The sequence below is a fragment of the Xanthocytophaga agilis genome, from assembly GCF_030068605.1.
GTDB classification, from domain to species: Bacteria; Bacteroidota; Bacteroidia; order Cytophagales; family 172606-1; genus Xanthocytophaga; species Xanthocytophaga agilis.
In genome coordinates, this window is sequence record NZ_JASJOU010000019.1 from 171,315 (window position 1) to 185,862 (window position 14,548).

Annotated in this window: 8 protein-coding genes; 2 read left to right on the forward strand and 6 right to left on the reverse strand. The window is 41.4% G+C overall.

Features of this window, described 5'->3' with window-relative positions; all coding sequences use genetic code 11:
- The first annotated feature begins 39 nt into the window (after positions 1–39).
- Positions 40–1,416, forward strand: coding sequence for a lactate utilization protein B (locus tag QNI22_RS35365; protein WP_314518707.1), 1,377 nt, complete (start codon positions 40–42; stop codon positions 1,414–1,416).
- Between the two features lie 29 nt (positions 1,417–1,445).
- Complete coding sequence (locus QNI22_RS35370; protein ID WP_314518710.1) at positions 1,446–2,036, forward strand: LutC/YkgG family protein; 591 nt, start codon at positions 1,446–1,448, stop codon at positions 2,034–2,036.
- 53 nt (positions 2,037–2,089) lie between these two features.
- On the opposite strand, the gene QNI22_RS35375 is transcribed toward QNI22_RS35370, so the two are convergent.
- The 6 genes from QNI22_RS35375 to QNI22_RS35400 form a co-directional block, all read right to left on the reverse strand.
- Positions 2,090–3,508 (reverse strand): glycoside hydrolase family 125 protein, encoded by a 1,419-nt coding sequence (locus QNI22_RS35375; RefSeq protein WP_314518714.1) that lies wholly within the window; start codon positions 3,506–3,508, stop codon positions 2,090–2,092.
- A 347-nt stretch (positions 3,509–3,855) separates the two neighbouring features.
- A complete protein-coding gene (locus QNI22_RS35380) occupies positions 3,856–5,535 on the reverse strand; it encodes a GH39 family glycosyl hydrolase (RefSeq protein ID WP_314518717.1) in 1,680 nt (559 codons plus the stop codon).
- Between the two features lie 233 nt (positions 5,536–5,768).
- Positions 5,769–7,211: a DUF6600 domain-containing protein gene (locus QNI22_RS35385; RefSeq protein WP_314518718.1), complete on the reverse strand. Its 1,443-nt coding sequence runs from the start codon at positions 7,209–7,211 to the stop codon at positions 5,769–5,771.
- Between the two features lie 660 nt (positions 7,212–7,871).
- Positions 7,872–9,953: a S9 family peptidase gene (locus QNI22_RS35390; protein WP_314518722.1), complete on the reverse strand. Its 2,082-nt coding sequence runs from the start codon at positions 9,951–9,953 to the stop codon at positions 7,872–7,874.
- A 178-nt stretch (positions 9,954–10,131) separates the two neighbouring features.
- Positions 10,132–11,397, reverse strand: coding sequence for an alpha-L-fucosidase (locus QNI22_RS35395; protein WP_314518726.1), 1,266 nt, complete (start codon positions 11,395–11,397; stop codon positions 10,132–10,134).
- Between the two features lie 503 nt (positions 11,398–11,900).
- The gene (locus QNI22_RS35400; protein ID WP_314518729.1) at positions 11,901–14,537 is read right to left on the reverse strand and encodes a cation-translocating P-type ATPase; all 2,637 of its coding nucleotides are present in this window, start codon (positions 14,535–14,537) and stop codon (positions 11,901–11,903) included.
- Positions 14,538–14,548: the final 11 nt, after the last annotated feature.

The following is a 14,548-nucleotide window of genomic DNA, read 5'->3' on the forward strand; positions in this document are numbered from 1 at the left end:
ATTCCGGACACAAATTCCTATACAGATTAATCACTAGATATGATTACACACGCCAAAGAAGCTGAGAAATTTAACAAAGATGAAGCACGGGTAGACTGGCATGATGATACGCTTTGGTTTGTTCGCCAGAAACGGGATCGTATGGCCCACAATATTCCGGAATGGGAACAACTCCGGGAAAAGGCGTCCCAGATCAAGAACCATACCTTATCCAATCTGGATCAATACCTCATTCAGTTTGAAAAACACGCACTTGCCAATGGAGTACATGTTCATTGGGCAGCCAATGCTGTAGAGCATAATCAGATTGTCTTTCAGATTATTCAAAAACATGGCTTTCAGAAAATTGTCAAAAGTAAGTCTATGCTTACCGAAGAATGCCATCTGAATGAATTTCTGATCAGTCAGGGCATTGAGGTAATAGACACAGATCTGGGAGAGCGCATTGTACAGCTTAGACATGAACCTCCCAGTCATATTGTTCTGCCAGCTATTCACCTCAAAAAAGAAGATGTAGGCGAAACTTTCCATCAGCACCTGGGTACAGAAAAGGGAGCTAAAGACCCTCAGTATCTGACAGAAGCAGCTCGCCAGCACCTGCGTGAGAAGTTTATTGCAGCAGACCTCGCACTGACAGGAGTCAACTTTGCGGTAGCAGAAACAGGTGGTATTGTCGTATGTACCAATGAAGGAAACGCGGATATGGGTGCACACCTGGCCAATGTACATATTGCATGTATGGGGATAGAAAAGATTATTCCGCGACAAGCAGACTTATCCGTTTTCCTGCGACTGCTTGCCCGAAGTGCTACCGGCCAACCTATTACTACTTATTCCAGTCATTTTCTGCGTCCGGCACCTGGTAAGGAGATGCATATTGTACTTGTCGATAATGGTCGCACAGAGCAGCTTGCACGTGCTGATTTTCGTAATTCGCTGAAATGTATTCGCTGTGCAGCCTGTTTTAATACATGTCCAGTGTATCGGCGTAGTGGAGGACATAGTTATCATACAGCTGTTGCTGGTCCGATAGGCTCTATTTTAGCACCCAATATTGATATGCGTAAATACGCCGATCTACCTTTTGCCAGTACCCTTTGTGGCTCTTGTTCTAATGTTTGTCCAGTGAAAATAGATATACATGACCAACTTTGGAAATGGCGTCAGATTCTGGCGCAGGAAGGACATACAGGTACTGCAAAGGCAACAGGAATGAAACTGATGTCAGCAGTACTTTCCAATCCGGATATTTATCGATTTGCGGGAAGTACCGGACGTTGGTTTCTACGGCATGTACCATCGCTGGCATCCAACTCTTTAAATCCCTGGTTTAAACAACGTGAAATGCCTGAGCCACCCAAAGAAAGTTTTCGGGACTGGTATATGAAAAACAGAAAGAAACCAAAAGGTGAATGAGCTTATACACAAGATGTTTTTGACAAAGTATGAATAGCAGAGAACTTATCCTAAAAAAAGTCAGACAGAACAAACCAGATCTGTTGCCTTTACCCATACTGGAAGCCTATCCTCAGGGAGACATAGATCTGACAGATAAGTTTGGGACTTTTCTGAAGAATGTCGGAGGAGACATCTATTTAGCAAAGGATGTACAGGAGGCCAGGGCTCATCTTACACAGAAATTTCAGCTATCTGAATCTATCAAAGTAGCAGATTATACGGATACCAACCTGTTAAAGCAAGACCCACATTCGTTTGAGGACGTCTTTGTTACCATTATGCGTGGTCAATGGGGGGTAGCTGAAAATGCAGCTATCTGGATTCCAGAAGAGTATCTGCCAGGAAAACAGAGAGTATTACCTTTTATCTGCCAACATCTGGTTATCTATCTGCCATCAGATGCGTTGGTACCTACAATGTATGAAGCTTATCAGAAAATAGGCACTCAGAATTTTGGCGGATATGGAGTTTTTATTGCCGGACCATCCAAAACAGCAGATATTGAACAATCTCTGGTGATTGGGGCACATGGACCCAGAAGTCTTACCGTTTATTTGATTGAAAAACAACAGCTATAAAGAATATAGCTCTGATAAAAAACGCCTTCCGGATAAATCCGGAAGGCGTTTTTTTAACTTAACAATTGTGGTTTCTCGCGGAAAACTTTCCAGACAAACTCTCCAAAAATGGTATTAGCCCATGCAAACCATTTACGGGTAAATTTGGCAGGATCATCCTTATGGAAAGATTCATGAATAAATCCAGTACCTCCATGTGTTTTCTGTAATGTTTCCAGACACATTTTTATTTCTGCGTCATTATCAGAAGTTAACCCACGCATGATGATACTCAATGGCCATATCATATTTACACCTACGTGTGGTCCACCAATACCTTCTCCTGCTTTTCCTTTAAAGAAAAACGGATTTTCTTCTGAGAAGAGTAGCTTACGTGTATTGATATAGATAGGATCTGTGTTTTTGATAGCACCTAGATAAGGTAATGAAAGAAGGCTAGGTACATTGGCATCATCCATCAGGTTAAAGCTTCCGTATCCGTTTACTTCATAAGCATAGACCTTTCCGAACTTCGGATGTGTTACTACTGCATATTCGTTCAGAGCTTTCTGAACTTCATCAGCTAACTTTGTAAACTCAGTGGCATTAGCTGTATCTTTTAAAACTGTCTTAAATATTTCTGCCAACTGTTGTAATGACACAACCGCAAAGAAATTAGATGGAATCAAGTATGGGAAAATAGTAGCATCATCACTTGGGCGGAACATGGAACAAATCAATCCAACAGGTTTTGCAGGGTAACCATATCCTCCCAATGGTACACTATCGGTAGCCCAGGCCGTTTTTCTTTCAAACTTATAGGGGCTATGACCGTCTTTGCGCTGTTGTTCGCGGAAGGTCTTCAGGATCAATAATGCGGCTTCTTTCCACTGACTTGTAAAAACTGAAGTATCTCCTGTTTGTTTCCAGTAATGATACCCTAACCGTACAGGATAGCACAAACTGTCAATTTCCCATTTACGTTCATGAATACCAGGCTTCATATCTGTAACATCGTCTTTCCACTCACTGATCTGGCTTTCATTCTTATAAAATGCATTGGCATACGGATCTTTCAAAATACAGGTTGCCTGTCGACTAATCACACCCTGAATCAGTTGCTGCAGTTTTTTATCTTCTTTCATTAATGGAAGATAAGGCCATACCTGTGCAGTAGAATCACGCAACCACATAGCATCAATATCACCTGTAATAACATATGTATCAGGCTTTCCATCTTTTAGCTCAAATTCAACGGTGGTATCAAGGGTATTTGGGAAACTATTTCCAAACAACCACGCCAGTTCTTTATTGCCAATGGTACTCTGTACTTTTTTAATTGCAGCTTCTACAGCTGTACTACGAAATTTCCGCTGGGCTTCCGGAACACGTACTTCCGGAAAAGCCGCTCCTACAGCATAGGTAAACTTATTTGCAAGTAAAAATCCACCGGAGGCCATTACTGCCTGCTTAGCAAAATTCCTTCTGTTCATGAATCAATAAATCTGAAATAGATGAGAGATGAGATTGTATCCACACAATGGGTATATTAATTGTCCATATATCCACATTAACAGTGCCAATTAAAAAAATATTTAGATTCCTGGCTACATTTATTTATTATTTTACGAATCTCTTTCTCATTAGTAGTAGATTATCGAAAGTAAAACCAGAGAGTACCAGAATACGGAGTATAGTTTCGCATTATATTCTTCTACTCCCTGAGAGTCGTCAAAACTCCAGATCTCCATCCGGAAATACTAGACTGGTGTTTTTATTAGCAGTTCCTTTGTATGGTGAAGGTTTGATAGTAGGATCTGCGTCATTGAAAGTATAAAGTTTACCAACTAAAATAAAGAAATGATACTCCTTGCCTGGATAATATTATGGGTACAGAGAGATTGCCATTCTGAATCTTTTTCGTTTCAGGATCTTTTACTAACTGCAACTGTCCGGCTTTTTCTAATGTTGCAATCTGAGTAGCATTGGGACTTTGAGGAGATCCTATTTTTTTCCATACTTCATAGGAATTGCTATGCTCATTATCTATCCTGTAGTGCTTTAACGTAACTGTACTGGAAGGAAGTCCTTTCACCTGTATGTTTATTTCTTCTGCTACACCTTGTTCATCCCGATCATGGTAGTTCCAGACCATAACTGAAGCAGAACGGCTATCCTTGGCAGCAATAGCTCCGATATCTGTCTGGTTTCGGATACTGGAATCCACTATGGTACGCAACCCATACATCCGGTTGCTCTTCACCTCTACCCGACGGCCTTTCATCATAGCAAACATACGAAACACATTCAGGACGGGTTTATCAACTCCATTGGTAGCCAGATCACGAAATCCAGCAAACCAGGGTTGATTTTCAAACTCGAAAGACCAGGATACGGCTCCTATCAGATTTACATTCAACGAATCCATCAAAGCATATTTCCTGGCAAATGAAGCTGCTGTATAACTGGAATACATTGTCCCATTTCGGTAAGCATTTTCTGGGTTGGTAGACATCCCACAGGCAGCACAACCCTCCGGATCAGATTCGCCTATTACTACAGGTATATTTTTTAGTTCAGGATAGGCTCGAATTACATTAAAATGATCGTTTATATTTTTTAACTGGCTTCCTATCTTCATTACTACCTGTCCGTCTATCACACGGGGAGCGCCTTTGGCATGAAACAGGATAACATCCAGTGGAGCACCTATTTTCCCAGTAGCATAGTTAGTATCTCTCAGGCAGTGCCGGAGAAAGGCATCCAGAAACTTCATAGCCCCACCGGTCGCATCACATCCTCCTACTCTGGCGGTAGGCAAAGCACGTTTTACGCCATCTGCAGCGAAATCGTATAATTTAAAGAACTCTTGCTGCGTACCTTTCCAGTACGAAATATCTGGTTCATTCCAGACTTCCCAATACCAGCTTTCGACTTCTTTTTTACCATATCTTTTCACGCAATGTGTTACCCATTGATAGACTAACTCACCCCATTTTTTATAGTCTTTGGGAGGATATGCCCACCCTGTAAAAATGCCCGAATAAGGTTGTCCTGGCTGCCAGGTGTGTCTGTAAGGTTGTGGTTTAACAGATAATGCTTCTGGCATAAAGCCGATCTGTGCCAGAGGTTTCATGCCTCTTTTGATATATACATCAAAAATGCTATCTACTACAGTCCAGTTGTATACAGGATTACCATTGGCATCCTCTGTATAGGCATTAGTGGAACCCCATTTTAAAGCAGCAGTCCCATCTCCTGTTGTCAACAGATTATGTGCTCGTACAAAGACTGGAACAGGCTTGCTAAAGTCGGCAATTTCGGTAAGCAGCTTTTTGCCATCCTTCATATAGGTATAATTGGGTTCATCATAGCCAAACCAAGCCCATATGGGTTTCATAGGTGCAATCTCTTTTGACAAATTAATGTCAATCTTTACAGCAGAATGTATTTTACTCTGTGCAACTAGGTAGTTATGTGATAAGAGACAAATAATCAGAAGAATAAAAGTATATTTCATATGAATGTAGTGATGTAAAAAATTTTCTTTCAAAAGCAGATCACTCAAAATAGTAAATTTTTAAGAGAAAAATGAATCTAATAATGATTTAGCAGTATAACTATTAAATAACCAAAAGTAAACCATCCTGTACAGGCAGGATTACAAATAAAAAATCCCTGTGTTGCTAAACACAGGGATTTTCATGAACTATACATGAACTATACATGAACTATACATGAACTATATCTTAATTAACGAGGCTGCCGTGATGGACGTCCTCCTTGTGAGGGTTGAGCAGATCCCTGTCCGGAAGATCGTTGTGAAGGCTGAGAACTTTGTTCAAATGATCTTTGTGATTCCCGAGGATGACTTTCTATCCGTTCCTGCCTCTGTGCCTGTGAAGGTTGTGATCTTTCTACCCGTTGAGGCTGCTCCCATTGTGTACGTTGTGTTTCGGACTGACGCCGTTCTCCAACCGCTCCTGATGGTTGGTTAAACTGAGGTTGTTCGCGTTGACGAGGTTGTACCCTCTCTTGTGGTTGTCCCCATGGTTGTGATGTCTCTCTTTGCTGAGGTTGTTCCCGTTGCGGTTGTGTAGTTCTGCCTTCACTTCCAGAGTTACGGCCACCCCAATCTGACTGACGATTGTTATCAAATGAGGGTTGACGGTTACTGTCAAAGGATGGCTGACGGTTATTATCACTTCTGCCTGATTCCATTGAGGAACGCGGTTCTCTGGAACGTGGTGAATATTGTGGTTCTGCAGGTTGTCTGAATCCCTCATTACTACGGTTATCGTTAGGATATCCAATTCTCTCAGACGAACGATTCTGAGGTTGAGTAGTTACCCGATTCTGATCCTGTCTGCCAGAATTTCCCCAATCCTCTCTCCGATTACGTACATCAGGCGTTACATCTATCCGACGGCCAGGTCCGGTACTTACTGGTCCACGCACGTTATCTCTTCGTTCAGAGACACTCGGACGATACACTCGTACAGATCCATTGGAAACCATTGCTCTTCCTGGTCTGTCTTCATGTTGTACACGATACACCTGTACCCGACCGTGTGAATGACGTTCAATATCTCTTACAGACGGTCCGGAAGCATACCGACGATTATTATATACATAGTAGTTATTAATTACTGTTGTATGGTTATAGACATGGACAACACGGGTTCTTGGGATACAATAATCATAGAATCTGCGATTGGTAATATATACATTAGGCACAAATATCCAGCAGGAAACAGGTATAGACACAGAAACATTTACGCCAGGTCCCATAGGAGCCCAACCATAATATCCATCACCAGAGCGCCACGATACCCAGGCAGGTCCCCACTCAGTATCAGGTATCCAGAGCCATCCATAATAGTTATCAAAATACCAGCGACCATAGTGGAAAGGAGCCCATCCCCAATCATAATCAGACACCCAGGTATTTCCATATTCAGTCACTATCCAGTACCCATTGCTTCCATAGGGCTGAAAATCAGTTGCGACATTGGGTTGCCATACGTACCCATAGTCAGGAGTATTCATCCAATATCCATAAGGCGACAACTGATCATAGAAGGTCTGAAATGAAACACTTACATTTACCTGTGCAGATGCTTTTTCTGTACTTGAAAAGACAGCAACCAAAGTTGCTAATATCACCCAAACCCGAAATTGTTTCAAAGTTTTCATAGTCGATTTGTCTAACGTGACTGATTGTTTTTAACAATCATGTATCTTATCTAAATCAAATACCTTGCCAAGGTATTATATAACACTATACGAGTCTTTAAACTCTTTTGTTATTCATCCATATATGCGTTTATCAGGAATATAGTGACCTCTTAACCACCTATATATCAAAAACTTTATTTTCAATCTTTCAACAAAAAAATCTTCAGTACATGATTCATCCAAAACTCAGGAAAAGATTTGTAACACCATTGGAGAAAATTTCTTATCTGCGCATAGTTCACAGCAAAAGTTTTTTTCTGAAAGACCAGGCAGACTTATCAATCAATGAAGAAATTGCCCTTTGTTCACTGCAGTTTTACATTTGAACACTACTCTGATCACTTTTTATTTTGAGTAGAGTTCCAATCATTTTTTCTTTTGCGCATAACTCACGGCAAAACATTTTTTGACCGGAACTCCGATCACTTTCCGCCTTGCGCATAATTCACCGCAAGAAGAAAATCTAATCGGAATTCACCGCAAAATAAATGCTTGCATAGAACTATACGCATCGAGTCTTTATGCCCCGAATAAAACGCAGGAAGTCCTCTGAATAATCCTGGTTGATTGTTCAGATAAACTATACACCAGGATAAAGCAGCTTGGTAAAATCTAACATTAGGGATTATTCTTATTTCTCAGCTTTCTATCGAAGAAATCAGATGTAGCCTTGAAACATTCCAGCCAGTTTGCATACCGTAAAAAGCTGTGAACCTCATCCGGAAAGATCAGTTGTTCAATCTCAACATTACGTTTTCGTAATGCCTTAACTAACTCAACCGTTTCAGCAAAATCAACATTGCGATCGTCATCTCCATGAATCACCAGTACTGGTGATTTCCATGTATCCACCGTTGCCAGAGGAGATGCATCAAAAGCTTTGCGTGCTTTTTCGGGAAACTCTAGCTTATTATAATCAGGTACGAAAGTTTTGATCCCTACATTCCAGTCATGTACGCCATGAATATCCACACCTGCTGCAAACAAATCTGATGCACGGGACAGTCCCATTGCTGTCAGATAGCCACCATAGCTTCCTCCCCACAATCCGATTTTACTTCCATCTACATCTGGTCGGCTACGTAAATACAATCCTGCACCCATTACATCATTAAACTCTGTCCCTCCTGCCTCACCATAATTGATGGCTTCTCTAAAATGCATTCCATACCCAATTCCACTTCTATAGTTCACCGATAACACAATATATCCTTGGGAAACAAAATACTGATTCAAGGCATAGGCATTATGATAATAGGATCCATAATTCCAGCCTAGCAACATCTGTCTGCGGGAACCACCATGAAAAAATATCAAAGCAGGACGCTTTTCACCTTTTTTGATATTGGCAGGCAAAAACAATTGGGCAGGGATTGGCATACCATCTACTGCTGAAACCGTTACTGCTTGCGGTTCTACTAATAACTTTTCCGGAAAGTCAACAGACAGAATGTTGGACACCAGAGGTTTAAAACTGGTTGTATTGGTTACCATCAATGCCCGTGCCGGACGCAAGGCATCAGATCCCAATACTCCTATAGTCTTTCCATCTGCGAGCATTACGGGCAGCCACTCAATGCCTTTTCCTTGTGTAACAGCTACAGGTTTGTTACTAGTGGGAGCCACTCGCCATATATGACGCCGATCAATATCGTCCTGATTAGAATTAAACAGAATTTCATTTTTATCTGTAGTCAGAGAGATATATTCTACTTCAAAATTGCCCGGGGTCAATAACGTACCATTTCCCCCCTGTGCCGATACACTATACAAATGTGTCCATCCATCCTTTTCCCAGGGAAAAACAATATAGTTGTTAGCAGTCCATAAAATTTGATTGTCTGAAACAATCTCTCGGTAGGCACTTCCTACACCAGGATCTGCTTTCCAGAGAGTTTTTCCTTTCCCTGTAGCTACATCTGCTACCAGAATAGACCAAGGTTCAGCTTCACGGGTAGGTCCAAAGATTACATCGTCTCCAGCAGGGATACGGATAAAGGCAATCTGCTTTCCATCCGGAGACCACACAGGATTGTTGTCTGTATCTACACTTGGAGACAAAAAACGAAGGTTTCGGGAAGTCAAATCAAACACTCCAATGAAGCTATGATCTCCCCGATTACTTACAAAGGCTAGCTGGTTACCATTGGGAGACCAGCGTAACTGGGAAGAGCTACCTCGCACTTTCAACAGTTGCCGGGCGTCCTTTCCTCCATCCAGGGTAGTGATATAAATTTGCCCTTTACGTAGAAATACCAGGCTATCTCCTTTAGGGGACAAGGTTGGATATGTACCGTCTGCAATCTTTACAGGTTGCCCTCCATCTGTACTGATTTTGTAAATAGCCAGTTCAGGGCCTGCCGGATCACTACTGGGATTGGGCGGTTCGCTACCACGAGTACCTCCCCCATGTACAAATAACAATGTACGAGCATCCGGACTCCAGCGTAATTGAGAAATATCCTTGCCATCATCTTTGGTAAATGAGGTGAGTTGTTTTCCCTGAAAATCCGGTGCCTGAGCCATCCAGATGTTACGCACACCTCTGGCATTCTGTACCCAGGCTATTTTTTTGTCTGTTGGAGAAGCAGTAAGTTCGGTTGGAAAAGGTGTGCCCATAATCTGTTCCAGGGTAAAGGCAGGCTTTTGAGCAAATGCAGTGATCGAGCAAAAGAAAAACAGGAGTATGTGTTTCGTCATAACTTGTAAGGTGTATGGTTAGAGAGATTAAAAGTTAGATTACTTTTATAGCTGGAACAGTTAAAAATGCATAAATTCAAGAATATAAAACAGCATTGTTACAAAATAAAAACCGCAGACAGTATCTTACTATCTGCGGTTTTTATTTTGTAATTATTTACCCTCCTTAGCCTGGTTCTTACCATTCCAGCTCAACAATTGTATCATGTGCATTTTCATCTATCTTAGGCAAGGTAAGGATCAACGCATCTGCTTTTTGAGAGAAGACAACCTTCGACTTATCTGAAAACAGCATTGCAGACTTAATCTTCTTATCTACAGATGGTAATGCCAGGGTTTTATCTTTCCAGTTCAGAATATGCACATATATTTTATTTCCTTTCTGGGTAGTTACACCCCAGTCACGGGGAGGGATGGGCCCGCCTCTTGTGCCATAGATCGTTTCTCCGTTGGCTTTGGTCCACTCCCCTATCTCCTGTAATGTTTTCATAAACTCAGGCTGAATTTTACCACTAGGCATAGGGCCAACATTGAGTAACAGATTAGCATTGTGTCCTGCATTGTTTACCAGTAATTGAACCAGTTGACGGCTTGATTTGTAATGTCTGTCATTGATATTAAATCCCCAGGCACCATTCATAGTTTCGCACATCTCCAGAGGCAATTGCCCGACCTGTTGATTTTCGCTAAATCCAGAAGTATTCTGTCCAGGCAGATCTTTTTCAAACATCTGAAAATCTTCTCCCGCAAAAGGCAATACATGGTGATTATTCCCAATCAGTGCAGCAGGCTGCAGCTTGTGAATAAGAGAGTACGTTTTACCCAATCGCCAGTCTATTTTGGTTTCGCGACCTTTGGTCTTCTGATCCCACCAGCCATCAAACCAGATACCCCCAATAGGACCATAATTTGTAAGAAGCTCTGTCAATTGAGCATCCATATAATCCAAATATTTATTGAAGTCCCCACCTTCCGGACGTCCCAGTCCGGCTCCGGTCATTCCTGTCGGGAAGTAATCCGGATGATGCCAATCCAGATGTGAATGATAAAAAAACAGCTTAATCCCCTGTTTCTGACACTCTTCTGCGAGCATTTTTAAGATATCTTTTTTGTAATGGGTACGATCTACAATGTCATAATCGGAAACTTTACTATCATACAATGCAAATCCATCATGATGTTTGCTTGTAATAGTAATATATTTCATACCCGCTGCTTTTGCCAATGTCACCCATTCAGCAGGATTAAAATCAACAGGATTAAAGAAGGATGTGAGTCTTTCATAATCCTTTACAGGAATCTTCCGGTTATTCATAACCCATTCCCCATCACTTAACAAACTATACAATCCCCAATGAATGAACATACCAAATTTGGCATCCTGAAACCACTTACGGGCTTCCAGATTCTCGGGAGCAGGTGTGTAGGTTGTTTGTGCATTCATATATACAGGGCAGAAAACTATTGCCAGTATCAGTAATAGTTGAGTACATCTATATTTCATCCTGTTTTTTATTTGTTTGTTACCTATCGTGAAGGTACAGGATTAATAGTAATTTCAAAAAGTATTTAGTGGGAGGTTTTTTACAGAATTTCTTACTTCAGCGTGTAAAACCAAAAAGATGATTCTGTTAAAGTAGATATGGTATTATTTTTGCACTTAAAACACTCATACCAAGCACTATACGTAATAAATATCTTTACTGCATATTATGAACAAACGGAATTTTATCAAATCTTTCACTGCTTGCACATGCCTCTGTGGGTCTATGCTATTTATTGGATTATATACACCCCGAACCAGAGCTCAGAAATTTAATAGTGGAATACCTGAAAAAGCGAAAACACAATTATGCAAATACCAGCAGGATTGTGAGAAGTCTAAGGTGACTTTATAAGCCAAAGTGGCCTATGCTACCTCCTAGAAGGTAACATAGGTTACAAGAATTACCATATCACACGTAATCGCTTCAAAATCTGTATCAGTACTAAAGGAGCCAGGCTGGCTACCAATACCACTATCCATTCTATAGGGTGAAGATTCTGAATATTCAAAGCTTCCCGCAAAACAGGAATGTAATACGTAAGAGCCAGAATACCCATACAAACAACAACAGCTAGCCAAACATATCGATTCTTTGTAATCTCATTCCGGAATAAACCTGAGTTACCTGAAGCCAGGTTGAATACGTGGAATAACTGTGCAAGTGACAAACTGTAAAACACAATGTTGTTATCATCAGCCGCATTGATACCTAGCACCTCTGCGCTATAAAAAGCGGCAAACATAACTGACCCTGTCATCAGCAAGGCATAAATAATTACAGCCATCCAGTGTGGCTTAGACAAGATGGGAGACTTGGGATCTCTTGGGGAATGACGCATAACAGAAGAATCACCTTTTCCTATTCCCAATGCCAACGCAGGAAAAACATCTGTCACTACATTAAGGAATAAAATCTGTAAAGGAGTCAGGGGTAACCCCAGACTTAAAAAGCCGGAAGCTGTTACCACAAAAATCTCACTAAGATTACAGGAAACCAGATACATGATAAACTTCCGGATATTGCCAAAAATAATTCGTCCCTGTGCAATGGCAGCCACAACAGAGACAAACGAATCATCTTTCAATACCATATCCGCAGTTTCTCTGGCTACCTGAGTGCCTCTCAGTCCCATAGCAATCCCGATGTCAGCTTTCTTCAGAGCAGGAGCATCGTTAATACCATCACCAGTCATACCTACAATATCACCCTGATCCTGGTAAAGACTAATCAAATCCAGTTTTTGACCAGGACTCACACGGGCAAAAATTCGGGTATCCAACAAACGTTTTTTGTCTTTCTCGTTTAATTGCTTCAGATCAGGAATATCTCGTCCAGTCATTGGTTTAACAGATGCGTCTGTAAGTCCGATGGTTTCTCCGATATGTTGAGCAGTAGAAGGATGATCGCCAGTAACCATAATCACACGAATGCCTGCATCATGACATGATTTTAGAGAAGGCACTACCTCCAAACGAGGTGGGTCCAGAAATCCAATCATGGCTACCCATGTCAGATCCTGTAACAAGGCATCATCTGCCGGAAGTGTAGACGTTTGCCGAAACGCAAAAGCGATAGATCGCAGTCCTTTGGCGGCTAGTTGTTCGGATATATCTACCCATTTTTTCTTTCCTGCCTCATCCAGTGATATCTCCTGTCCAGCATCCAAAGAGTTGTTACAACGCGACAAGACCTCCTCAACAGCTCCTTTGACTGCTACCAGATAGCCAGCTTCATTCTGGTGAATAGTAGCCATAATTCGTGTTTCCGAACTGAAAGCAATTTCATTTATACGCCGATTCTTCTGTGTCAGGTCTTCGGCATGAATCTGCTGTAGATCTATCCATTGTAGTAAAGCAATTTCCAACGGATCGCCTGTGTTTGTGTCTGGTGTTATATGTGCATTGTTACACAACACAGACAATTCTACTAGTTTCTGATACGATGTATTTTTTACCAACTCGCCATCTCCAGACACCAGAGCCTGTTTTTTATCCTCTGTATTTACCCGAACTTCTAGTGTACCTTCTGGCAGACAGATTGTATTTACCTCTATCTGGTTCAGAGTAAGAGTACCTGTTTTATCAGAAAAAACCACATTGGCACTTCCCAATGTCTCTACAGAGGAAAGTCGTTTAATGATAACATTCTTTTTAGCCAGTCGCAGCATTCCGTAGGCTAACGAGATAGTAGCCACGATAGCTAATCCCTCAGGAATAGCTGCAATAGCCAAAGCAATGGATGTTTTTAGAAGAGTCAACAGATCCTTTCCTTGTAACAGTCCGAATACAAAATATAATACAGCCAGTACAGCTGTAACCCAGATGAGTTTTTGGGTAAGAGATTCCAGCTTCTTTTCCAGAGGGGTAGATGTCTGCGTAGCAGATTCCACCATCTTAGAAATCTTTCCAAGTTCGGTCTTTGCGCCAATATCTGTAACAATAGCTTTTCCATTTCCATTGACAACAGCAGTTCCTTTAAATAACCGATGAATCTGTTCAGCTAGTGGTGCATTCTCATCCGGTTCACCAGGTTTCTTCTCAACAGGCAATGACTCGCCTGTCAGGGCAGATTCATCAGATTGTAGTTGATTCGCTTCTACAACATGCGCATCTGCTGGAACAATATCTCCGGCTTCCAGCCAGATTATATCTCCAATAGTTACTTTTTCAGAAGGAATTTCTTTCACATTTGCGTCTCGGATTACCCGGGCCATGGTAACATCTAACTCCTTGAGCGCATCCATTGATCGCATAGCCTGCCATTCCAGAATAAATCCGGTAATTGCATTAATAAGTAATACACCTATAATAGCAAATCCTTCCAGCCAGTCACCAAATGAAAATGACACAACAGCGGCCAAGGCAAGAATAGCTACAATCAGGCTCTTAAACTGCCTGATAAATAGTAAAAAAAGGCTTTCTTTCTTTTGAGTTTCAATAGCATTAGGGCCATATTGCTCCAGACGCTGAGCAGCTTCTGTCTCCGTGAGCCCCTTAGCTATATCTGTGTCTACTGGCATTTCCAATTCCTGTTCCATTTTATCCGGGT